Raw genomic sequence first — 24032 nt, forward strand, 5'->3', positions numbered from 1 at the left:
GTCTCCTTTCCACGAAGGCGCGTGCCTGAATGATACGCCCACCGGCCCGCCAGGATGACAACCCGACGGGCCGGTAACCCGACTCACGGGGCCTTGTTCTGCACCGGCTCGGGAGCCGTCGCCTTCTCCAGCAGGTATCCAATCAGCGCGCCACCCCCCAAACCCAGGCCTGTCTCGAAGGCGTATCTCGCCAGCGGTGAGCCTCCGGTCGACATCGTGGTGCCTAGGTTTCCCATGCCCCGGAACGAGAACATGCCGTATCCATTCTTGCTCAGGTAGGCGCCACGCTGAACCGCCTGCTGGCACTGGGTGCCTAGGAATTTTGGAAGCTTGTTGAAGACGGCGTCGGACAGCGTCTGCTGTCCGCGCTCATGGAGCAAGCGGTCCTTCCAGCGCATGGCGAGCCACTCCGCGTCTTGCGCCGCACCCCGGTAGAGCCAGGGGATGAAGTTGGCGTGCACGATTCCCGCGCCCAGCACGACACCGTAGATGGTGCCCAGCTTGATGTTGGCATCATCCACCGCCGCCTGCTCCGAGGGAGTCATCTCGGTGTAGGCGAGCATGTCCCCCACCCCGGTGTCGTACAGCCCATTCGAGTCCATGCGGCCGATGGGATTGTTCGACGCATAGGCATACGCGGGTCGGGCGAGCGGCTCCTGATACAAGAGCGGCTCTGGCTGGAGATAGCGACCGATTCTCGGGTCGTAGTACCGGTTCCAGTTCTCGAACAGGTCCGTCTCCACGTCGTGGTAGTGCCCGGGCAGTCGCAGCGGCGTCCAGAACGGCTGCGCTCCCGTCTGATACCGCTGGTACTCGTAGGCCTCGATGCCGACGCCCGTGTACGTGGACGTCGAAGCGCCCGCCGGAGCCGCGACGAAGGTGGCCGTGAGGCTCCCCGAGGCGGTCTGAAGCCAGGGCGTGACGACCCGGCCCAGCTTCTCCCCCTTGTACTCCGCCAGCACGGTGCTCGAGCCCGACTCGCTCAGCTGGACGACATCCTCGCCATTCGCGTCGTCCCGCGTGTCGATGAACTCGAACAGCGCACGCAGCCGCACCTGCACCTGACTGTTCTCCGGCGGCTGCACCGCACCCGAGAAGGTCTCCGAGTCATCGAACGCATAGGGATGCGCGGTGCTATCGGTCGACAGCGAGCGGTTGACGTGCCCGAACGGATCATAATCCGCCGCGCCCGCCACCTTGCCCGAGCCGTCCAGCATCAACACGGCCTTCCCCAGGTGGTCCGTCACGGGGAAGTAGGCACCACACGCCGCGGCCTCTCCATCACGACGGCAGTCCGCGGTCGTGTCCGGCAGGCGAATGTCGGCGCTCGCATCCAGCTTCCCGCGCAGCATCACCAGCGGACGTCCCGCCAGCCACACGTACTCGTCCGTGACGCGGAAGTCGTCCACCGCGACGTCACTCCACCCCTGGTCCACCAGCAGGTCATCACCCGGGCCATGGAAGAACTCGTCCCGATGTCCGAAGGGATTGACCTTCGCGCGACGACGCCCGAACGCATCGTAGAAGTAGTTGTACGTGGCGCCATTCACCCCCACCGAGCGGAAGACCGAATCGCGCGCGGAGCCAGCTCCATGACCCGCGACGAAGGGGCCGTATCCCAAATCCACGACGTGGGCCGAGTCGCTGGAGAGATACCGCCCCGTCTCCTTGATCACGGCGCGTCCATCCGCGTCGTACCCGTACTGGGCACGCTGGTAGGAGTCATTGCTCGCGGCCACGGACCACAGCCGGTCCTTCACCTCGCCCGAGGCGAACTCGAGCACCGCCGAGGCGCTGCCCGCGTGCGAGAACGAGGTCCGGTTGTCATTCCGGTCATAGCCGTAGGACTGGCTGAAGACCGCTCCACCCGTCGTCTCGAAGTTGAGGTGGGGACGCGTGGCGGACGTGAGCCGCAAGGTCCGGTCGTAGTCGAACAGCTCCGTCCGGGCTGTCGTCGCGCCCAGCAGGCACGTGTCCATGCGCACCACCTGGTCCGCCTTCCACGTGTACGTCCGCTTGTAGAGGTCTCCGCTGCCCGTGTTCGGAAGGAATGAGCCGGAGGACACCCGCAGCGAGCGCATCCGCCCCGTCAGGTCCGAACCCGAGGACGACGGGAAGCCCACGGCGCATCCCGAGGGAGCCACGGTGCCATTGTCGCCCTGCGCGTACTCGACGGCGCGCGCGGTGCCATTCGGCGGGTTGACCTGATAGCCGCGAATCCCACCGAACGGCTCCCAGAGGATGCGGCTCACCAGCGTCCGCGTCTCGCTGCCCCCGTTCGTGAAGTACTCCACGTCGATGCTGCCGACACGGTGGGCATCCGCGCCCGAGCCGTAGCCATAGGAGACCTCGCGCCCATACGGATACACGTGCCCCGTGAGCCGTCCCAGGCTGTCATAGGTGGTGAACGTCGCCAGCTCCGGCGTGCAGCCCGAGTCTCCCAGTCGCTGACGGTGCTCGGCCACCTTCCGTCCCGCCACGTCGTACCGGTACCAGGTGCGCCCGAAGGAGTCGTCCCGGTAGCGCAGCAAGCCGACGGAGTTGAGCTCCCCGGCACCGCAGCCGTTGATCACCGCGGCGTCGGTGTCGTAGCCCAGTGAGTAGAGGGTCTCGGTCACGGGAGTCGGCCCCCCCTTGCGGCGCGTGGAGGTCTTGGCCCGCCCCATCGCGTCGTAGGTGTACTCCAGCCACTCGGTCTGCAACCGCATCGCCTCTGTCTGCTTCACCAGCATCAGGCCACGCGCGTCGTATGCCCGTCGAAGGGGCCCATCGGCCTGGGGAAGCTTCACCTTCACCAGGTTGCCGAAGTCGTCGTACTGGTAGCTGGAGAGCGACCCACAGGTGCTGCTGGGAGTGTCACAGCCCGTTCGCACTTCCTTCACGTTCTGCTGCGCGTCGTAGACGAACGTCGTGTGCTGCTGCACGCCCGCCGCCGGCGTCTCGGTCAACGTGGTGAGCCGGTCCGCGGTGTCGTAGCCCAGCGCCGTGCACAGCGAGGAGATGGCCGTGGGGGCCCCCGCGTCGCGACAGAAGTCAGGGGCCGCGTTGAACGGCAGGCCCATGCCGATGGGGTTGTCGTTCAGGTCGAACGCCGCCACCGAGCCGAAGCCTCCGGAGGTCGTCCCCTGACGGGTGTACGTGGGGCGCTGGTGGGGGTCCGGGTGGTAGGTCATCAACCTGCGTGACTCCTCCGTCGAGCCCGTCTTCGAGCGCATCTCCTCCGTCTTCAGCGTCCCGTTGGGCCAGTAGGTCCTGACGGACATCTCACTCCAATACCGGCCGACATCGTCGGCGGCGAGCGCCGACCACTGGAGCAAGGAGGTCTTCTGCCCTCCCACGCAGCCCGCTCCAGGAGTCGTCCCGGTGCGGTAGCAGCTGACGGAGTAGTTGCCCGTCGGGAGGTGCACGGCCCGCAGCTGCGCCCCGTCATACAGCAGGCGCGTCGTCAGCCCGTCCATCGTCATGCTCGTCAGCCGTCCCCCCACATACTCGAACGTGGTTTCGCCACCGCGCGTGGAGGTGATTCGCGTCGCGTTGCCGCGGGCGTCGTAGTGGGAGAACATCGTCTCCAACGGCTGGGGCGCTCCGCACGACAAGCCGCCCGAGTGAGACGAGAACTGGCCAATCTTCATCAGGCGGTTGGCGTTGTTGCTGTTCACCACGCCCGGCAGCCCGTAGTAGGTGTACTGGGTGATGGCGAAGTCGGTGCCCGAGCACTCCGTCGCCGTGGGACCGCTCACCGCACAGGGGCCGTGGACCTCCTCGACCCGGGTGCTTCCCGTGTCCCACCCACCCGAGCAGCGGCGGTGGTTGAAGTAGAACGTGCCCACGTGCTGCTCCACGGAGTCCGTCCACGTCCCGCTCGCGCTGTTGAAGGTCTGCGTGTAGCCGGAGCGGATGACGGACTTCTTGAACCGCGTCGCCTCGTCATAGGTGGTGCGGATGACGACCTGCCCCCCGGGCTGGAGCACGGAGGCGATGGTGTTGACGGTCTGCCTCACGGGCTTCCACGGGTTGCCCGTCACTCCAGCAGGGAAGCTCGCGTAGACGTAGTCCGTCGTCGCGCCTGTGTAGCCGCCCACGCCGGAGTAGTTCTTGCCATGCGCCTCCGACGACTGGAGGAGCGGGCTGATGACCCCCGGCGCGGACGCCGTACCCGCGCTGGCGAAGGTCCGGTTGTTGAAGCTGATGGCGCCCTTCTTGGTCCGCAGGTAGCGCAGGAAGAGCGAGCCGTTGACGGGCTCCTCGTAGCCCAGGTCGACATACCCTTCCGCGACGCTGGCGCAGTTGCCGGAGCCCGTCACGCAGAGGTCCCGGTAGAAGCTCAGCAGGCTTCCGGTGGAGTAGGGGCTCTCATAGGCGGTGATATCCCGGCGGAACTGCACGGTGCCACCCGCGGAGTCACCCGAGCTCACCGGGGGCGGCAGGACCGAAGGAGGAACACACGTGGAGCCCGTGCCCATGGGAGACGGCCCACTGCAGTTGCCCGAGCCCGCGCTCATCGAGCTGGCTGTCGCCGTCCCGCTGCTCAGCCCCGACACCTTGCCGGACTGGTACTGGTGGGCGACCACGGCCGACTGATTCACGGAGACATTCCACGCGGTGGACGTCGCGCCCGTGGTCGTCGTGTCCCCGATGGCGACGATATCTCCCGTCTCCGGGTACTCAATCGCCGAGAGCAGACCCGCCCGCTCCGACCCGCCGCTGGTCTGTTGGTAGTAGTGGTACTTCGCGACCACGACCTCCTCTACATTGAGGACCGGGTCCGTCGAGTTCGGGTTCTTCAGCAGCGCCACCCGGTCCACCACGCACTCCATGAAGGACGGGTTGAAGCCGCTCACGAGCGGCCGGTAGCGCAGCCGCAGCATCCCGCCTTCCTCCGTGTTGACGCTGGACAGGTACGGCGCGCCATTCCCGTGGGTGCTCTGTCCCGGGCAGGTATAGGTGGCGCTCGGACCGTTCGCGACGGTGAGCGGGGCATAGGCGAGCGTCAGCCTGACGCGCGGAAGGCCTGACGGCCGGTCCTCCTCGATGCGCGACAGGAAGTAGCGCCGGTTGGGCTGCCCCGTCGCCGCCCAGGGCGTGGCGTACACGAAGCGGCCCTGCCCCGGCTTGATGAGCACGAAGGCGCTGCCGGACCAGAAGAGGCTCGCGTTGGAGTGACGGGTCGTCGGACGGGGCGTGGCGAAGCAGGGCGTGCTCCCCATGCCGCAGGCGAAGTACTCCAGCACCTCACCATCCGTGTCGCGCACCACCCACGTGCTCACTCCGGGAACGACGCCCTTCACGTTCACGAAGCTGTAGAGGCTGTGCCACCAGCGCGCGGAGTGCTGGTTGCTGGGGCTGGAGCCGAAGGGCTTGGGGACGAAGGCCTCACCGCTGTTGCCCAGCATCGACTGGTACGTCCAGAACTTGTCGGTGGAGACGTAGTGGCGCACGAAGTTGAAGCCGCCCTGGTCTCCCTTCATCCCGACATCCGCTGCGGTGAAGCGCGTCGTCATATCCGCCAGGTTCACGCGCGGAACGGACATGGCGCTGACACCCGCGCCCACCACCCTGCTCGCGACAGGGCCACACATCTTCGGCTCGGGCTCCTCGACGACCTCTCCAGCGTCATCGCCGCCGCCTCCTCCGCCGCCGCCTCCTCCGCCGCCCGGAGAATCATCGTCCTCGGGAGGCAACGTGGAGGGACGGTCCACCTGGACCTCGACGTTCATGCACGTCCGCGAGAACCCGAACTCATACGAGACGATGCCGCAGGCCTCGTACATCGTCTTCGTCCAGTCGTTGTACATGGACGCGGAGACGCCGTTGGCCGGGCCGAAGCCGCCCTGCGCATGGCGGCACACGGGCCCCGCCGCGCAGTAGCCACCGCTCCCTTCCCTGACACCCGTGGTCCGGTCGATCTTCGGCGCGATTCCCACGCAGGAGTTGCCGCAGGCATTGCTGTCCGCACACGCGCTCGAGTCCCCCGGAGTGCACTCGAAGTTCTGCGAGTTCCACGGCTGGCAGTTCAGCGCGGACGTGACATACCCCTCGCTGCTACACGGCAGGTTGGACACGCAGCACTGGAAGTTGCCGCCCGCCTGGGAGGCGCCGCTGGTTCCGAAGTTCGGCGCCTTCAAGCAGCCTTCCGGGTCGCTGCAGCTCGCCTGGGAATCTCCCGAGCCCAGGCAGTAGCCCACGTTCAGCCCCGCGCCACAGCCGCACGTCCAACGCGTGTAGCCGCTCCCGGTGGGATTGCGCTCGCAGTAGTCGAACGTGCCGTTGTTGGCACAGCCCTCGTCCGCCTCGCCGCTCCAGTCCTCGTCACAGGAGTTGTCGCAGACATCCAGCGACTGCGGCGTGGCGGGCCTGCACGGCCCCAGGAACTCATCCTCGCCGCAGACGGCCGTGCCTCCCGCGCCACACGCGCCGCACGCCTGCGGCTGATAGGTCGGCATGCACTCGCCCCACTCGCCAGGCTCACCCGGCGCGCCACCACACTGCATGACGCCCTTGCAGTTCCCACCGGTGGTACAGGGCTGCGACTCCCCGGAGGTACAGAAAGGTCCTGCCTGCGCACTCCAGAGAGGCGCCAGCAACACGACACACGTCAAGACTCGTACAGCCCAATGCATGGGATATCCCTTCACGGGAAGATTGAAAATCGATGGAGAGAAAGGGCTCGGGTCAGTCGCGCGCGGTCAGCCGTTGGGCCTTCCACTCCGCGGACGGGATGCAGACACGCGACGCGGCGCTGGGATGCACCTGCGTGCACCTCCACTGCGCCGGGCACTGCGCATCCGCCTGACACTGCGCGCTGCAGAAGTAGCCTTCATCCGGGTCCGCGTCGGTGTGCAGACACAGGCCGGAGCGGCACTCCGAGGCGCCATGTGACAGGCACTCCTCGCCCACTTCCTTCGTGGCAGAGGCCGCCAGGGTGGTGCGGTGCTCCGACAGCACGGACTTTCCCTGAGGGGGCTCCGTGAGCTGATTGGAACAGGCCAGCGATGCAACGAAAACGAGACCCACCCATGACGGGGGGGACTTACGGCGCCGAACGAGCAACAAGATGTACTCCGCTTGGTTCTTCGGCCCCGCAGTCCAACGCTCACCACCCTAGGGAACACCGGACTCCACGTCAACTCGCGACCAGGCTCCGGGCGGGAATACCTTCAAAGTGCAAGGACTCCCGCCAGGCCAACGCCAGTCTTCATCGCCCGTCTGGCTTCACGCGCACAGGACGCGCGGCGGAGCCCACGAAACGTGCTCGCGAGACTCGGCCGGCAAATCCAGACGCAAGTACACGTAGCCGCCGGGCTGGGCCTCCATCAGCGGAAAGCCCGGCACCTCGAGCGCGTGGAAGCCCAGGGACGCCATGAGCTGGAGCGACGTCCCCGGCCCCGCGCGCACGCAGGTCTCCAGGTGGCGCAGCCCGTCCAGTCGCACGCCCTGACGGATGAGCTCCGTCATGGTCCAGTGCCCCACTCCCTCGCGGCGATACTCCGGCGCGATGGCGCAGCTCACCCGCGCGTAGCGCTCCTCACGGCGGATGTTCGTGAGCGCCGCGAGCCCGATGATGCCCGAGCCTCGCTCCGCCACCGCGAACAACCGCGTGCCCTCCGCCGCGCTCCACCGTCCGGGAGGATTGCCTCCCGCCTCCGGTCTCAACCAGCCGAAGAACTCCTCGATGTCGGGCTCCTCCAACAACATCCGCGCTGCCCCCGACACAGCCGCCCCTGCCACTTCCATCGGAATGAGCTGTCGCTCACGCATGATGACTTCCCCCCTTCGAGCACCACCCGACTTCAAGGGGCATGCCAGCAAGCCGGTGCGGGGCGGGCAACGAGGCCTGCTCAGAGGGGGCGCGTCGAGGCGTGACGCAGCCGCGTGCCACCAGCACGCGCACATCAGGCGCGCTCTAGGGGAAACCCCGCGAGTCTCACGGTGCACATCGTGGCCGCCGCGACACGGGGGACCTCATGCGCCGCGCCAGCCTGGAGCACCCGTGCGCCAGAGTGGAGCACCCTGCACCACGATGGAGCACTCACGGGCCGCTGCGTAACGGCGCACGCACGTGCCGCTGCGTAACGGCGCACGCACGCGCTGCTGCGTAACGGCGCACGCGCTGCTGCGTAGCGGCGCACGTACGCACTGCTGCGTAACGGCGCACGCGCTGCTGCGTAGCGGCGCACGTACGCACTGCTGCGTAACGGTGCACGTACGCACTGCTGCGTAACGGTCGGACTCACGCGCCACGGCGACACGAGGATTCACTTACGTACCAGCGCGTCACGGAGAACTCGCGCGCCACGGCGACACGATGAAACACACACGCGCCGCCGCGTCACGGAGGACTCACGCGCCGCGGCGGCACGGACCTTCCACTACTCCGCGACGGAGAGCTTCACGTCGATGTTGCCGCGCGTGGCGCGCGAGTACGGGCACACCTCGTGCGCCGCGTGCATCAGCTTCTCCGCCTCGTCGCGGGGGATGCCGGGGAGGATGCCCTGGAGCTCCACCGCCAGCCCGAAGCCACCGTCCGGCGTCTTGCCGATGGTGACGTTCGCGGTGATGCCCACCTCGGGCCCCAGCTTCTTGCCACCCTTGCCCGCCACCAGCCGCAGCGCGCTCTCGAAGCAGGCGGAGTAGCCCGCCGCGAAGAGCTGCTCGGGGTTGGTGACCGCGCCTCCCGCCCCGCCCAGCTCCTTGGGCATCGCCAGCGGCAGGTCGATGACCTTGTCCGACGACTGGACCTTGCCGTTGCGGCCTCCGTGGGTGGTGGCGTGGGCGGTGTACAGCGGCGAAATCGTGACGGGGGCCATGGTTCTCTCTCCTGGGATGCCAGCTCGGGTTCGAAAAAACGGAAACGGCGCGTTCAGATAGCGGCGTCGCGGAACGATGGGAGCCACTTCGCCGTGACTTCCGGCCCGCTCCGTTCAGCCCCCAACAACCGGGCCACCCCGTCCTCCGACGGGCACCGCGTCCTGCGCCATGGCATATAGATATGGCGCAATTTAATTGTGCGCAACCAAATAGACCCAGGAAGGAGCCTGGCAAACATGGCCGGGGCGCATCCTCCCTGGATTGGGGACTCCACGTGCCTCACAGGTCACCTGACGGACGACGGGGCACCGCTGAGCACGGCAAAAGCTGAAACGTCACCGCGCTCATTCATCGAACAGATGAGGCTCCGAGCCCCCCGCGCGTACCGACGCACCCTGGAGCGAACCGCCAGACAGAGGCCGAGAGCCGCACTGGCGGCACCTGTCTCACCAAATGAAGTGCAGGGGACGATCTCTCGGACGAGCCCCAACTTCGAAGGCTGAGAGAGGCAGACCAGCGCGGTTCCCCATGCCCGAGCACGCCACTCCTCCCCATTGAGATCCAGGAAGAGGTCTCCAAGCTGTGCTCCTCCCGTCGCCTGAGACACGGCATGAAGCACCTCCGCGAGCCGGCGACCGACATCGCTCGCATCCCGGCGCTCGGGGTCGGAGGCAAGAGAGACCGCTGGGATTCCAACGAGGGCTTCGACCTGAGCTGCTCGAGCCTGGACGGACCTCTTCGATTCGAGCAGGAAGCACGCGCCAGCCTCCCCTGGCATGGCCCCCACGGGATGGGAGCGCGTCTTGAGCGCATTGGTCTCCATCAACCACTCCAGGGAAAACCGATCCGCGTACGAATCCACTCCCAGGACCAGCACCCGGTCCACTCGCCCTTCCGAGAGCAACGTCCCAGCTTGAGCAATCGCCTGGGCCACGGCACAATGACCCGACTCCTCCACCCAGAGATTCTCTGGCGTCACGGGGAGCTCCAGCAACTCGAACACGGGCCGGAGATAGTTCTCCACCAACAACTCCTCACCCTTCTCCTGAGAGAGCGGAAGACGACCCGAGCCCAGCCATGGAGCACACGCGATGATGCCGGTCCTCTCCCAGAAGTCAGCCTGTCGACCAGGTGGAAGCTTTCCATAGCGAATCAAGTCCCTCACGCAGACCGTCGCGATTCGCACCCACAGCCCCAATAGAAAGAAGCCTTGTGTCAGGGGATGGATGGGATGACCGATGACTCCCTCGGGCTCGTCGCCAGCCTCCGCGAGCATCAATGCGTCCAGCGGCCTGGGATTGGAGAGGCCCGCACGCTGAGCCGCACAACTCGTCACGACGTCGGAGCCAACGGACGTCAGCGCCCCAAGGCTGGTGACCGCCATGCGCATCATTCCAACGCCAGGTTCAGTCGAGTTCACGATAGGAGCCCACGTGCAGCCATGCATCGGGAGAAGGTGGGTGAACCCTGGAGAAGCTCAGGGCGGGAGAGGGCATGAGCAGCTCCCCTGGATGCACCTCCATGCCGACATGGCGCGCAACCCAGACGAGGGCGAGGCCCTCTATCCAGACAAGCTCTGTTGAAGCAGCATCGTCCGGGAAGAGCTGGCCCGCGGCGAGTGCCTTGCGGTACTGCCGATACTTCAACTCCCCCTGGCGCGACAGGACCTCGTCGAAGCCCTCCGCGTCCCGGTCTATCAAGGCGCGACAGATACCAAGCCGGAAGTCCTCCTGCCCCGCTGCCAGCTCTCCATAGCGGGCCAGCCCCCGTTCGAGCTGTCGCGGTGACGCCGGGGGCTCGGAAACCAGCCCCATCAGAACATCGAAGTAGATGAAGTCCTCCTCGTATTCGATGTCCGCGTTCCAGGTCCTTCGGGACACACGGACAAGCTCCCGTGCGGCGGCGAGCCCACCGCACGCCAGGGCATCCAGAAAGGGAGCGGACCTGCTCAAGGCCTTCTCATCCTCACGCGCGTGGCGCAGGTAGAAGTGGAACGCTTGCGCGCTCATGGCGAGAAACGAGAAGTATCTGTCCGGCAGCCCGGTCATCAAGAGCCGGCAAACGGCGATTCGCCGATAGGCCGCGCAGAACTCCAGCGCGGACTCCAGATCCAGGGCCTTGGCGAGCATGCGAGGCGACGTCTCCTCGATGTCCATCCCGGCGGCCTTCTCGACGAGGGGAAGAGGAGGAAGCGGCATGGGGAACCCTATCCACCCAGAGAGGAGAAAGAGCTCACGCTCTGACCTTCTTCTTCGGAGCCTGCTCCAGGTCGAACAAATAGACGTTGGTGGCCTTGATAGCTTTCAACCCAGCGGCCAGCCGCTCACTGATGACATAGAGCCGGCGGTTCTCTGGGACTCTGAATAGATCCGGCGCGGAAGCGATCTTCTTCGGGTCCAGGATGGGCCTGTGCACCGCGACGATATCGCCCTTGTTGTATTGGATTTCGCTTTGCTCCAAGTCGAGACAGTCGAAGGTACCCAACGGATTGACAATAAAATAGTCACTGCTGGCGAGCCTCTTTTTGTGATTATAGATGGCGAGCGGCAGGTACTCCATCTTGCCAACCTGGGATTTCTCGATGACTGCCTTGACGGGCGCGGCCACGAGCAGAACGGAACTGGTATTGGCCACGAGGGATGGCAGCTTGATTCCCGGGAGACGAGCATCCATGAACACACGGGCATCCCTGGGGTAGCGCTCCGCCATCTCAAGACCGGTGGACATCCTGTACCCATAGTCGTGGGTACCCTCTGGAAGGCTTCGAATGACGGTGAAACCGCGGTCCATCAGAGGGAGCAGATTGACTGAATAGAATTTCATGAGTGGATGGACACCTGAACGGTTATCGGATTCTCACGGCGAGGTCCAATCGATGTACCCGACCTCATCCAGGCTCTTCCCTCCATTTTTTGCTCCAAACCCCAGCAGTCGTTTGCGGCAATCTCTTGAGATGTTTTCGAGCTTTTCCTTCGACGTGTCCGGATTCTTGAATTGATGCTTCTTCTGGTCGACGTCTCCCGCGATATCATGGAGCACCTCTTCCAGTCTGGACTCGACCAGGATGCCATAGAGTTCATGATTGAACTTACCGTTCCCCTGGAGCGACAGGTGTCGAGGGAGAAGGAGGAGTCTTCCAACCTCTGCGTCCCCTGGGAGAATCTGCATGTTCAACTCGCCGTGGATATTGTAGCCAGCATTCAACAAGGCCAGGCGAATGGCTTTCGCGAACATCGGCGTGAAGCTTGCGAGTTCAGCGGCGAACAACTCCTTCGCGATGAGATGATGCGCCTCATTCCAGTAAGGATAGGCTTGCTTCTTGAAGTTCGTGCCGTCAGCGACCGAGTTCCTCTTCGAAACTCTTACGACTGATTTGACATGGTGCCTGGCCGCGAGCGAGGCGCTCTGGCTGGCTCTACGAGGTCCTTCGAGGCACCAATCTCCTTTGTACTGGGGAAGGCGAATCTCGAAGGCATAGTACTGGGGAACAATCCGGTCCGCCGTTCCAGCCTTGCCCTTCTTTCCCTTGGGTGCATAGGCCGAGGTTGTCAGGGTCTTCTCGCCCCTCTTCCCGACCAGCTTGTCCGACCGGGTATCGAAGATTTCGCGCTGGTTGGACTTGGCGAACGTGTGCGCTTGCCACCGATAGCAGCAATCGGTCTTCTTCGTCTTGTAGCCCTCGCATTCGGAGTGGTGGTCCAGACAACTCTTCTTCTCGTCATGGAGCTTCTTCTCTTTGCCCGTATAGACATGCTGGGCATTCTTGGCGGACATTGAATGTCCTCCTCGAGCACGCACGCGCCACTGCGCGGGAGAGTGCCATGGCCAATACTGTTGGCGTCAACAAGATGTCCGTCGTGACGAAGGACAGTCAAGGGACCACAGCAGCCTTTCCGGACGTATGCAAGACGCCCAGTCCCGCCGGCCCCATCCCCATCCCATACCCGAATATCGCGCGGTCCTCGGACACGGCAAAGGGAAGCAAGAAGGTGACGGTTGCGGGCAACCCCATGTGTGTGAAGGACTCGAATTTCAGCACCAGCACGGGAGATGAAGCAGGCACCGCGGGAGGTGGCGTTGCCTCCAGCAAGACCCGAGGCAAGGCGGAGTTCGTCAACTACTCCTTCGACGTGAAGGTGGAGGGCAAGAATGTCGCTCGAGCGTTCGACCTCATGCTCCACAACGACAAGAACACCCCTCCTTTCCCAGTCATACAACCTCCCGTCGTCGCGGTAGAGGAGGACGCTGAGAAGCACCAGTGTCCGATTTGCGACGAAGACCTTTAGTCCTCGGGAACTCCACGTGGGCACATCCCTGGGACCCGACAAGGAATTGTACGAACGCCATGCCGATGAGGCCGCCTTCCTGTGGAGTCAATGGGAGCGCGGACTGGTGGCGGCCGATGACTTCATGGACGAAGTCGCGGCATCCGAGGACCGCCTGTTGGCCCATGTCGATGCCCTCGTGCTCGGAGGGCCCTCCGTGGCGAGGATGCTCCTGGTGCCCTCCCTGAGCTCCGAAGAACTCGAACGAGTCTCTTCGTCGGCCTATGTCCTGCTCAGCTCCGAGCTTCCCGGAGGCGCTGAATCGGTACGCGCATCACTGGAAGACGCGCCAGCCGCCGTGCGACTCGGTCTCCAGCGCGCCTTGGAGGTGAGGGAGCGCGAGGAGTTGCCCTCGTGGCTCCTCTCGTTGTTGAAGCAGGACGACCCCATGCTCGTGGCGCTGGCTCTGGAGGTGCTGGCTTCGCATGGAATGGCTCCAGCCCCTGCGCTTCCTCCACTACTGCGACATGACAACCCAATCGTCAGGGCCGCCGCCCTGCGCGCCGCCTGTCATTCCCCGGGGCAGTTGGACCGAAGCCTCCTCCCAAGGTGCCTGGAATCACCTGACCCAGGAGTTCGCGATGCCGCCATCGAAGCAGGGCTTCTCGGCGGACACGGGTCTGCTTGGGCCATGTGCCAGACAATCGTGAGGCAGAAGACCGAGAGCCTTCGGCTTCCCGCGCTCCTGGCCGCCTTGGGCGGTCAAACGCGAGAGATTGGCTGGCTGATAGCGCTGCTCGCGGAGCCCCTCCATCGTCGAGATGCATTGTGGGCGCTAGGCTTTAGTGGCGACCCAGCCGCCGCTGAAGCCTGTCTGGTGTGGATGGAAGACGAAGCGGTCGCGCCCCTCGCGGGGGAGGCGTTCTGCGCCATCACGGGCCTTCAGCTCAAAGAGCGGTTCGTGCTGGCGCGTCCTGAGCCGAACGAGCTCCCACCCTTGGAGGACGACCTCGACGACGACTGCATCCCACAGCCGGAGGATGACCTCCCACCTCCCTCGGCCGCGCAAGTCACCGCATGGTGGCGGAAGGAATCCAGGCGCTTCAAGCCGGGGCAGCGGTACCTGTATGGCCGCCCCTGGAGCCCGGAGGTGCTGCTCGATGCACTGTTCGCCGCGCCGATGCGGCGCAGAACGGCCCTGGCCCTGGACCTACGACTGCGGAGCCGCGGCGTGCTCTCGGTCCCAGTACGGGCCTTCACATCCCACCAGTTCGCCGCACTGGAGGTCGCTCGGTCTGCTTCGCCGGCCACCTTTGCGCGTCCGTTCACTGCCACGCTCGATGGTGTGTAGAAAAAAGTCCCCGGGGCCGCGAAGGTGGCGGCGACCGGGGACCTTGGACTCACCCTCGCGAGTGAGGGGCGCGGGGGCTCAGCGCTCGGCGACCGTGGTGGGGGGCGTGGCGACGAACTCCTTGGCGGCCTTCACCGCGGCGGCGATATCCAGCTTGCCGCTGGTGCTCACCTTGCCCTTGAGGTCCGGGTCGACCTCCACCGTCTTCACCAGCAAGTCACGCACCTGGGCGGCCGTCAGGTCGGGGTTCGCGGCGAACATCAGGGCCGCGGTGGCCGCCACCGTCGGGGTGGCCATGGAGGTGCCGCTCATCTTCTCCCAGTCTCCGCCGGGCACGGTGCTCAGCACGTCCTCGCCCACGGCGGCCAGCTCCACCACCTTGTCGCCGTGCGAGGAGAAGCGCGCCAGCTTGTCGTTGTTGCGGTCCATGGACGCCACGGTGATGACGTTGGGCAGGTCCAGGTTGGCGGGCATGTCCGCCACGTTGTTCATGTTGCTGCCGTTGCCGTTGGCCGTGGCCGCGACGAGCAGGATGTCCGCGTCCGCCAGCTTCTGAACCGCCGCCTTCCAGCGCGTCTGCGAGGCCACGTCGCGGTACTCGTCACCGAAGCTGGCGTTGAGCGCCCGGACGTTGGCGCCGTGGTTCTGCTTCATGTTCACGATGTAGTCCACGCCACGCTCGAAGTTGGTGAGCAGGTCGGCCCCGTCGTACAGGCCGCCAATGCTCATCACCTTCGCCTTGCCAGCGGCGATGCCCGTGTTGCCCTGGCCGTTGTCCTCGGCGGCGATGATGCCGGCCACGTGCGTGCCGTGGTCCGTCCCGTCGCCCTTCATCACGTCGCCGCTGTTGAAGCCGACGTTGTAGCCGTGGATGTCGTCCTTCACGCCGTTGCCGTCGTTGTCGATTCCGTCGCCGGCGACCTCGCCCGGGTTGGTCCACATGGCGCTGTCCAGGTCGGCGTGCTTGAAGTCCACGCCGCCGTCGAACACCGCGACAATCGGCTCACCCGTGGGCTTCTGGGGCTTGGGGGGCTCCACCGGGCCCGCCGTCTTGCCCGCGACGTCCAGACCCCAGCTCTTCAGCGTGCCCGTGTCCGCGCGCGCCTTGTCCTCCACGGACAGCGTCCAGGTGCCCTTGGCCGACTCGCCCTTGAAGGCGGTGCTCAGGTCGAACGTGCCCTTCACGTCGTCCGCGCTGCCACCCTGGCGGTCCGACACCGTCGCCGTCTTGCCGGACGGGCTGGTCAGCTTCACCACCAGGTCGCCCTTGTACGAGTGCGCCAGGTCCAGGTTCAGCTTCAGCGAGTCCAGCGCCACGTCCTTGTCGAAGCTGACCGTGGACGTCACCGTCTGGAGGTCCTTCACCGCCGCGTTCGGCGTGGCGGAGGCCGTCAGCGTGACGGGCGTGGACGCGTCGCGACCGGCGAGGGAGAGCTTGCCGGGGCCGAAGGCGAAGGCCGTGGCCGGCAGCACCGGGGCGCTCGGGTCCGGGCGCTGGCCCGTGGGGCGGTCCACGAAGTTGGTGGGACGCGCCGCCGTCTTCCCGGAGTCGAAGCCGTCGGTGCCGTTCTTTCCGGGCCGGGCCACCACGCGGGACTCGGTCGTCGCGGGAGCCTCGGGACGGGTGGCCTCACCGGTGCGGGTGATGGGCGACGGGAGCGACGAGGGCTTGCGGGTGACGGTCATGATGAGGCTCCGTGGGGGATCGGAATCGAACGGCCTGTCACCCATTGTCGCACCTCCTCGGAGCCAGTTTCCTCGGGGCTGCTTTTTCCACTCTCGGTGAAGCCTTCCCGGGACGAGGGGGCGTGGTAGAGCGCGACCCCAGGGCCCGGGTTGGAAGGCCGGCCCGAGCGAGGACGGGAGCGGAGGATGCCGAGGACCATCGTCGCCACGCGTTACGTGACGCCCCTGCGCGAGGGGGGCTCGCTGCCCGCCATCGTCGAGGCGGACGACGCGGGGCTGTACGTCGTGAAGTTCCGGGGTGCCGGGCAGGGGGCCAAGGCGCTCATCGCGGAGTTCATCGCCGCGGAGCTGGCGAAGGCGGCGGGCCTGCGCGTGCCGGAGATGGTGCTGGTGGACCTGGACCCGGCGCTGGGCCGCAACGAGCCGGACAGCGAGATTCGAGAGCTGCTCAAGGCGAGCGCGGGGCTGAACCTGGCGCTGGACTACCTGCCGGGTTCGGTGACGTTCGACCCGGTGGCGAGCACGGCGCCGGACCCGGGCGTGGCGTCCGCGCTCGTCGCGTTCGACGCGTTCATCACCAACGTGGACCGCACGCCGAAGAACCCCAACCTCCTGTGCTGGCACCGGGAGCTGTGGCTCATCGACCATGGCGCCTCGCTCTACTTCCACCACGCGTGGGTGGACTGGGAGGAGCGCAGCCAGAGCCGCTTCGCCCCCATCAAGGACCACGTGCTGCTGCCCTGGGCGAACGCGCTGCCCCAGGCCCACGCCACCCTGAAGGCCCGCCTCACGCGCGAGCTGATGGAGGCCACCGTCGCGGGAATCCCCGAGGGCTGGCTGCAGGCCGCCGAGTCCCCCTTCCCCACCGTGGACGCGCACCGCGCGGGCTACCTCACCTGGCTGAGCAAGCGCATCGAGGCCCTGCCGGCCTTCATCGAGGAGGCGACCCGTGCCCGCGCACAGCTCGTTTGACTACGCCATCATCCGCGTCGTCCCCCGCGTGGAGCGCGAGGAGTTCATCAACGTGGGCGTCGTGCTCTTCTGCACCACCCAGCGCTTCCTGGGCGCGCGCGTGGAGCTGGACGAGTCGCGGCTGAAGGCGCTCGCGCCCGACGTGGACGTGGACACGGTGCGCTGCCACCTGGACAGCTTCCGCCGCGTCTGCGAGGGCGGCAAGCACGCGGGCCCCATCGGCCAGCTCCCGCAGAAGGAGCGCTGGCACTGGCTGGTGGCCCCGCGCAGCACCATCCTCCAGACGGGGCCGGTGCACTCGGGGCTCAGCCAGGAGCCCCAGCAGGCCCTGGAGCACCTGCTGGACACCGTGGTGCGCGTGAAGCGCGCGCCGTGACGCGCCGGGCGCCTACTTCACGCGGCGCCCGGTGAAGCGGACCTTGGAGGTGCACTCCTCCTGGTCCACCGCGTCGGCTCCGGCGCCCGTGTACGTCGTCCGGCGCACGTCGATGAAGCCGTCGATGGTGTCGTCCTCCAGCGAGTCGTTGGCGATGTAGAAGCGCACCACGTAGTTCACCGACGTCCCCGCCTCGTCCTCCAACGGACGGGTGCGGATGTCGATGTATTGGAACGGCCCGCTTTCGGAGGTCGTCCCGTCGAGGACGTCCGGCCCGCCATCGTCGTCGATGGTGGCCAGGTCGCCCCCCGGCAGGGTGAAGGCGAAGTCGGGCACCTCCAGGCTCGTGGCGCCGAACCGCTCCGCGCGCACCGTCCATCGCTGCTGGAGGGTGAGCCCCGAGGGTCCACCCGTGCCCGGCACCGGCTCGGGGTCCTCCACCGTCTTGTCGGTGCACGCGTAGGGGACGGCCTGGGCCTGGGCCTCGTCCAGCGTGATGTCGTACTGCTCCTGTTCGAACGAGCCGCAGCCGGTCAGCACCAGCACCCACGGCAAGCCCCACGTCCCCATGGCCTTGAACATCGATGGTCCTCCCTGGCGGGATGTCCCGCGTCACCCGTGCCGGCCCTTCGCGCGCGGGATGCCCGCCACCCCGTCTGGCAGGCGGGCGCCTTCATCCTCGTGGGCAGGAAAGCACGGCGTCGGCGCCGGGGGAATTCACCGGGGAGCGAGGGACGGAGGGTTGACTGTTTGACGGGAGGCCCACCGACGAGGAATGGGGGGCGCGAACGCCCGGATGTGAGTACCTTCTTCCTGTGCCCGGGACGGGCACGGACCTCGTATGCCCGACTCCTCGTTGCGAATCGTCACGTACAACGTCCGCTATTTCGGCCACATGCTCCGGGGCCTGGCGAGCACCGTGGGGCCCAAGCGCCGCGTGGCCGCCGCGCTGGCGGCGCTGGACCCGCTGCCCGACGTCGTCTGCCTCCAGGAAGTGGAGACGACGTCGCTGCGCAGCACCATCGCCCACCGGCCCAAGCTGCCCGGCGAGACGCAGCTCATGGCCTTCATGGGGCGCATGGAGGAGATCTTCACCGCCCAGGGCCGGGAGATGCCCTACGAGGCGTTCTACTTCCGCGCGCACCACTACAAGCTGGGCGAGGTGTCGCTCTACACCACGGGGCTCGCGATGCTCGTCAACAAGCGCACCCTCCAGGTGGACAAGCACAACGTGGACTCGCCCCAGGCCATCACCCACCACCACGTCCAGCGCCTCAAGGACCGCAAGCAGAGCCGCATCTGCGCGCACATGCGCCTGCTGCGACGCGAGGACAACCGCCCCTTCCACGTCTTCAACACGCACCTGAGCCTGCCCACGCCCTTCGCCCGCGAGTTCTGGTCCACCCGGGACAAGATGGGCTGCGGCGTCAACCAGCTCCACGAGGCGCGCAAGCTGGCGGACTACGTGGGCATCCTCTCCGCCAACGAGCCCTTCGTCGTCTGCGGGGACTTCAACTCGCCGCCGTCCTCGCCCGTGTTCCGCTACCTCACCGGAGACGTGCGCTTCACCTGCGCCCAGGCCGCCGTCGGGCAGATTGACCCCACCGTGTCGCGGGGCTTTCCCACCGCGGGCTTCATGCACATGCGCATGCACCTGGACCACATGTTCTCCGGCGCGGGCGTGCGCTGGCTGGACACCCACGAGACGAGCCCCTTCGGGGACCTCAAGAGCCGCTTCCACGGGCTGTCGGACCACATGCCCATCGTCGCGCGCTTCGCGCTGGAGTCAGCGCCCGCCATCCTCGCCCTGCCCGGCGCGCCCGCGTCAGACGTGGGCTGACGCGAGAGCTCACAGGCCGGACTTGAGCTCGACCTCCACCTCTTCCCACGCCGCCAGGATTTCGCGCGTGCGGCGCTCCGCCAGCTCCTGGAACTCCGGCGCCAGGTGGGAGACCTTGTCCGGGTGGTAGCCGGCGATGAGCGCACGGAACGCCTTGCGCGCCTCGTCCAGCGACATGTCCCGCGCGAGCCCCAGCACCGCCCAGGCATCCTTCCTCGCCGGCTCGCGCGGCCAGGGGGCCCGGGTGCCGCGAGGCGGTGTCGCCTCCGAGTCCGCCGCGTGCGTCTCCCGTGTGTCGTGGCTCGATGCATCATCCCAGGGCGTCGACGGCTCCGAGGCGGCGGGCCGCTCGGGTCTGACGCGCCGGCTGCCTCCCGGGGCACGCGGGCCCTCGCCCTCCGCGCGGCGGCGCCAGCCCCCTTCGTCCGGCGAAGGATTGGGTGGCTCCGAGGCTCCGGTGCTCGCCGGGCGCCGGGGTGAGCGGGGGGCCTTCTCCGGACGCTTCGCGCCGGGCTTCCTCGCCGGGTCCGGAGGAGGAATCCGCGAGGTGAGGTGGCTGAGCGCGTCCTCCAGGAACCACAGGTCGGCGGCGGGCAGGCCGTGCTTGCGCACCACCTTGCGCGGCCGGCCGTCCTCCAGCAGGAGGTAGCCGCTGGTGACGGCGTACGCGTCGTCCCGACTCTCCGGGTAGAGCCGGTCGCCCAGGTCTCCCAGCGGGTCCCTCCACATGCCGTCCGTCGTGCCCTCGTCGGCCACGAGCACCTGCGTCAAGACGCGGCCGTGGAGGAACTCCAGGGTGGCGAAGGGCTCGCGCGCCTCCGGGGAGCGCATGGCCGGGCCATGACGCACCCCGGTAACGAGCAACAACCCTCGCGTCCCGTCCACATGGGCGAAGAGCTGCTCGCGCACCTGCTTGTCCGAGAAGAAGAGAACGAACTGCACGGTGGACAACGTAGTCCGAAGCGCCCCCTCCCGGCAGGTGTTACGTCGGGCGCCCTCGCGAGAGGGTGCAGGGTGGAACAGTGCGATGAAACACCGTCTCGACGGTGGCCCGCGCTTGGGAAAGAGTCGGCCTGCTTATGCGCTGCTGCCACCGTCACTCCTCCGAGCCCGCCCTCCCTCAGTCCCGCGCCTTTGGCCTCCCTGGCGCCACCGAGCACTATGCCGCGGAGCGTCCCATCCGCGCCGAGCACGTCCGCATCGAGCTGGAGCTCGACTTCGAGCAAGGCCGCGTCGCGGGCGTCTGCACCACCCGCGTCTCCGCCGTCCGCTCGCTGTCCACCCTCACCTTCGACGCCGTGGACCTGGACGTGTCGAGCGTCCTCGTCGACGCTCGCCCCGCCCGCTTCTCCAACTCCGGCACGCACGTGCGCGTGGACCTGCCCTCGCCGTTGGAGTCCGGTCACGCCGTGGAGGTCGCCGTCCACTACGCCGCGCGCCCTCGCCGGGGCCTGTACTTCTGGGGACCGGAGGCCGCCTATCCGGACCGGCCCCGTCAGGCCTGGACGCAGAACCAGGACACCGACGCGCGCTGCTGGTTCCCCTGCCTGGACACGCCCGCGCAGAAGGCCACCTCGGAGCTCATCGCCACCTTCCCCGAGGGACTGACGGCGCTCTCCAACGGCGTGCTCGTGAGCGACGGCGTCCAGGACGGTCGCCGCACGCAGCACTTCCGCATGGAGCAGCCGCACGCGCCCTACCTCATCACGCTCGCCGTGGGTGACTTCGAGGAGCTCACCGACACGTCAGGCACCGTGCCGCTGCGCTACCTCTTCCCGCGCGGCCGGCGCGAGGACGCGCTGCGCTGCGTGCGCCGCACCCCGGAGATGATTCGCGTGTTCCAGGAGGTCACCGGCGAGCCCTACCCCTGGAGCGGCTACGCGCAGGTGTTCCTCACCGAGTTCATCTTCGGCGGCATGGAGAACACCACCGCCACCAGCCTCACCGACTCCGTCCTCCACGACGCGCGCGCCCACGCCGACTACAACGCGGAGCCGCTCATCTCCCACGAGCTGGCGCACCAGTGGTTCGGTGACCTGCTCACCTGTCGCGACTGGCCCCACGGGTGGCTCAACGAGGGCTTCGCCACCTGGTTCGAGGTGGTCTGGAAGGAGCGCGCCGACAGCCAGGACGAGGCCGACCAGCACCGCCTCTCGGACCTGGAGGCGTACCTGGGCGAGGTGAAGGAGCGCTACGCGCGCCCCATCGTCTCGCGCCGCTTCCACGCGCCGCTGGATGTCTTCGACCGGCATCTCTACGAGAAGGGCGGCCTGGTCCTCCACGAGCTGCGCCGCCGCCTGGGCGACGACTTGTTCTTCCGGGGCCTGCGCCACTACGTGTCCCGCCACCGCCACGGCTCGGTGGAGACGGTGGACCTGGCGCGCGCCTTCGAGCAGGCCACCGGCCACAACCTGGATGCGTTCTTCGACCAGTACGTCTTCGCCCCCGGCCACCCGGAGCTCAAGGTGGAGGTGCGCTACGAGGCGGAGGACCGGCGCCTGCGCCTCAAGGTGCGGCAGACGCAGCGCACCGCCGACGGCACGCCCCTGTTCCGCCTGCCGCTGGACGTCCGCGTCACCGCCGACGGCCAGGACACCGTGCACCGCCTGGAGGTGACGGACGCGGAGCACTTCTTCCACCTGCCCTGCGCCGCCGCGCCCACGCAGGTGCGCGTGGACCCGCGCCGCGACGTGCTGGGCACGCTGGACGTGGACAAGTCCGTGGGCCTCTGGCTGGAGGAGCTGCGCGCCGCGCCGGAGTCTCGCGCGCGCACCGAGGCCGCGCACGCGCTGGGTCGCGACGGAGGCTTCCGCGCCGTGGAGGCCCTGGGCGCGGCCCTCACGGACTCGCGCCTGTTCTGGGGCACCCGCGCCGCCAGCGCCAAGGCCCTGGGCCGCATCCGCACGCCCGAGGCCCGCGCGCGCCTGCTCCTGGCCCTGCGCGCCGAGCACCCCCGCGTGCGCCGCGCCGTGGTGACCGCGCTGGGCGAGTTCCGCCGCGACGCGGAGGTCATCGCGCTCCTCCGCGCCCTTCTGCAATCCGGAGACACCAGTTACTTCGTGGAGGCGGAGGCCGCGCGCAGCTACGGCAAGCTGCGCGCCGCGGACGCGTTGACGGTGCTGGAGACGGCCTCCACGCGCGCGTCCTTCCAGGACGTCATCGCCGTGGGCGCCATGGACGGGCTCGCCGAGTCGCAGGACCCCGCCGCCTTCACGCTGGTGGAGGCGCGCACCGCGTACGGCCAGCCCGCCTTCCTGCGCCGCGCCGCCACCCAGGCGGTGGCGAAGCTGGCGGAGGTCGCGGGCCGACAGCGCGAGGCCGTGGACCTCTTCACGGAGCTGCTCAGGGACCCGATGTTCCGCGTGCAGATGGGTGTCTTCGAGGCCGCGAGGACGCTCGGAGACCGGCGCCTCGTCCCGGCCCTGGAGGGTACGCCGCTGAGCGACGCCCGCGCCCGGCGCGCCGCGCGGGAGACGGTGCGCGCGCTGCGCGAGGGCGAGCCCCAGGCCCGCGAGCTGGCCGCGCTGCGCGAGGAGGTGGATTCGCTGAAGGACGTGACGCGTGCGCTGCGTGAGCGGCTGGAGGGGCTCGCTCCCGCGCGTGACGCGACAGGCCCGAAGGCGCCGCGCCGCGCGAAGGAGAAGGCCCCCGCGCGGGGCGCGAAAGTCCCGGCGCGCACGAGCAAGCAGGCTCCGGCGGGCACGAGAAAGCAGGCTCCGGCGCGCAAGAAGGCGGGCAAGCCCGGCGCCGGAGGCCGCCGCCGCCGATAAGATGTCTCGCGCGTCCGGAGCTGTCGCGAGGCGCCGCGCGTTTCATCGCCTTTCATCGCCGCCGCTGTCGTAAGGCGCCGCCGCGAGTCAGTCGCCTTTCATCGCCGCCACTCTCGTACGGCAGACCGCCCGGCACACGAACGTGCCGGGCGCGTGACTTCCGGCAAGGTGGTGGGCGCGCCCGCAGCGTTGGATGGCTACCTGTAGGGAAAGGGGAGGCAATCCCTCGCGGAGACACGTCGTGGGACCCCTTGGCCGAAACAAGGGTGGCCCGCGAGGCACCCAGGGGAACACATGGCCGGAGCCAACGAGGAGCTCAGCGCCTGGCTGGATGCCGCCGTCGACCCGATGGTCGCCTGCGACGCGCACGAGCATGTGTATTTCCTCAACCGCGCGGCCGAGCGGCTGTTCGCCTGCAAGCGCGAGGACCTCCATGGGCAGCCTGTCTCCCGACTCTTCCCGGAGCGCGTGAGCCGCCATGAAGGCCAGAGCCTGGTGCGCTACCTGCTGTCGCGACGGGACGCCCTGGAAGGTCGACCCACCCGCGTCTTCGCGCAACGGCGCGACGGCGCGGAAATCATGGTGGAGCTCACCGTGGGCACCTCGGGCCAGGGAGACGACGAGCGCATCCTCATCAGCCTCCGTCGCCTGCACGAGGTCATCGACACGCTCCGCGAACCGCTGGAGCATCCTCGCCACGACGCGGCGGCGAGACTCGTCGAGACGCGGGTCCGTGGCGATGACCTCTACCGGCTGGTGGTGGAGAACGCGCCGCTGGGCATCTTCCACTACGACACCTCGCCCGTCATCACCGCCTGCAACGAGCGCCTCGTCACCATCCTCGGGTCGACCAAGCGCATCATCGTGGGACTGAACCTCCTGTCCCTGCGCGACGAGGCGATGATGCGCTGTGTGCGCGAGACGCTCGCGGGCCGGGGCGCGGACTACGAGGGCAACTACGCCT

The 24032-nt window shown here is 67.6% G+C and carries 18 protein-coding genes; 7 read left to right on the forward strand and 11 right to left on the reverse strand.

Annotation, left to right across the window (positions count from 1 at the left end):
• Positions 1-83 precede the first annotated feature (83 nt).
• The 8 genes from ACN469_RS13965 to ACN469_RS14000 form a co-directional block, all read right to left on the reverse strand.
• Positions 84-6443, reverse strand: a complete 6360-nt coding sequence (locus ACN469_RS13965) for an RHS repeat-associated core domain-containing protein (RefSeq protein ID WP_498768006.1) — start codon at positions 6441-6443, stop codon at positions 84-86.
• 229 nt (positions 6444-6672) lie between these two features.
• Complete coding sequence (locus ACN469_RS13970) at positions 6673-6945, reverse strand: hypothetical protein (protein ID WP_498768008.1); 273 nt, start codon at positions 6943-6945, stop codon at positions 6673-6675.
• A 267-nt stretch (positions 6946-7212) separates the two neighbouring features.
• A complete protein-coding gene (locus ACN469_RS13975) occupies positions 7213-7758 on the reverse strand; it encodes a GNAT family N-acetyltransferase (RefSeq protein ID WP_498768010.1) in 546 nt (181 codons plus the stop codon).
• A 611-nt stretch (positions 7759-8369) separates the two neighbouring features.
• Positions 8370-8807: an organic hydroperoxide resistance protein gene (locus ACN469_RS13980; protein WP_498768012.1), complete on the reverse strand. Its 438-nt coding sequence runs from the start codon at positions 8805-8807 to the stop codon at positions 8370-8372.
• 287 nt (positions 8808-9094) lie between these two features.
• Positions 9095-10192, reverse strand: a complete 1098-nt coding sequence (locus ACN469_RS13985; protein WP_498768014.1) for a hypothetical protein — start codon at positions 10190-10192, stop codon at positions 9095-9097.
• 22 nt (positions 10193-10214) lie between these two features.
• Positions 10215-11006: an Imm49 family immunity protein gene (locus ACN469_RS13990; RefSeq protein WP_498768016.1), complete on the reverse strand. Its 792-nt coding sequence runs from the start codon at positions 11004-11006 to the stop codon at positions 10215-10217.
• Positions 11007-11040: 34 nt separating this feature from the next.
• A complete protein-coding gene (locus tag ACN469_RS13995) occupies positions 11041-11631 on the reverse strand; it encodes an imm11 family protein (protein WP_498768018.1) in 591 nt (196 codons plus the stop codon).
• 33 nt (positions 11632-11664) lie between these two features.
• Positions 11665-12582 (reverse strand): hypothetical protein, encoded by a 918-nt coding sequence (locus ACN469_RS14000; protein ID WP_498768020.1) that lies wholly within the window; start codon positions 12580-12582, stop codon positions 11665-11667.
• 47 nt (positions 12583-12629) lie between these two features.
• On the opposite strand from ACN469_RS14000, the gene ACN469_RS14005 reads away from it, so the two are divergent.
• Positions 12630-13094: a DUF4150 domain-containing protein gene (locus ACN469_RS14005; protein ID WP_498768022.1), complete on the forward strand. Its 465-nt coding sequence runs from the start codon at positions 12630-12632 to the stop codon at positions 13092-13094.
• A 16-nt stretch (positions 13095-13110) separates the two neighbouring features.
• The gene (locus ACN469_RS14010; protein WP_498768024.1) at positions 13111-14424 is read left to right on the forward strand and encodes a TIGR02270 family protein; all 1314 of its coding nucleotides are present in this window, start codon (positions 13111-13113) and stop codon (positions 14422-14424) included.
• A 78-nt stretch (positions 14425-14502) separates the two neighbouring features.
• Here the strand turns inward: ACN469_RS14010 and ACN469_RS14015 are convergent, their stop codons facing one another.
• A complete protein-coding gene (locus tag ACN469_RS14015; protein WP_498768026.1) occupies positions 14503-16110 on the reverse strand; it encodes a S8 family serine peptidase in 1608 nt (535 codons plus the stop codon).
• Positions 16111-16296: 186 nt separating this feature from the next.
• Between ACN469_RS14015 and ACN469_RS14020 the strand changes: the two genes are divergently transcribed.
• Together ACN469_RS14020 and ACN469_RS14025 are read left to right on the forward strand one after the other, a co-directional pair.
• Positions 16297-17082 carry a HipA family kinase gene (locus ACN469_RS14020; RefSeq protein WP_498768028.1) on the forward strand — a complete coding sequence of 262 codons (786 nt, stop codon included), beginning with the start codon at positions 16297-16299 and terminating at the stop codon, positions 17080-17082.
• Positions 17060-17458, forward strand: coding sequence for a DUF3037 domain-containing protein (locus ACN469_RS14025; RefSeq protein ID WP_498768030.1), 399 nt, complete (start codon positions 17060-17062; stop codon positions 17456-17458). Before ACN469_RS14020 ends, ACN469_RS14025 begins: the two co-directional genes overlap by 23 nt.
• Positions 17459-17470: 12 nt before the next feature.
• On the opposite strand, the gene ACN469_RS14030 is transcribed toward ACN469_RS14025, so the two are convergent.
• On the reverse strand, positions 17471-18040 hold the full coding sequence (locus ACN469_RS14030; protein WP_498768032.1) for a hypothetical protein: 570 nt from the start codon (positions 18038-18040) through the stop codon (positions 17471-17473).
• A gap of 259 nt (positions 18041-18299) precedes the next feature.
• Between ACN469_RS14030 and ACN469_RS14035 the strand changes: the two genes are divergently transcribed.
• Positions 18300-19298: an endonuclease/exonuclease/phosphatase family protein gene (locus ACN469_RS14035; RefSeq protein ID WP_498768034.1), complete on the forward strand. Its 999-nt coding sequence runs from the start codon at positions 18300-18302 to the stop codon at positions 19296-19298.
• 9 nt (positions 19299-19307) lie between these two features.
• On the opposite strand, the gene ACN469_RS14040 is transcribed toward ACN469_RS14035, so the two are convergent.
• Positions 19308-20240 (reverse strand): J domain-containing protein, encoded by a 933-nt coding sequence (locus ACN469_RS14040; protein ID WP_498768036.1) that lies wholly within the window; start codon positions 20238-20240, stop codon positions 19308-19310.
• 137 nt (positions 20241-20377) lie between these two features.
• On the opposite strand from ACN469_RS14040, the gene ACN469_RS14045 reads away from it, so the two are divergent.
• Complete coding sequence (locus ACN469_RS14045; protein ID WP_498768038.1) at positions 20378-23068, forward strand: M1 family aminopeptidase; 2691 nt, start codon at positions 20378-20380, stop codon at positions 23066-23068.
• A gap of 294 nt (positions 23069-23362) precedes the next feature.
• A partial coding sequence (locus ACN469_RS14050) for a PAS domain-containing protein (protein ID WP_498768040.1) occupies positions 23363-24032 on the forward strand: 670 nt, incomplete at its 3' end.

The sequence above is a fragment of the Corallococcus terminator genome, from assembly GCF_049194865.1.
Taxonomy (GTDB): domain Bacteria; phylum Myxococcota; class Myxococcia; order Myxococcales; family Myxococcaceae; genus Myxococcus; species Myxococcus terminator_A.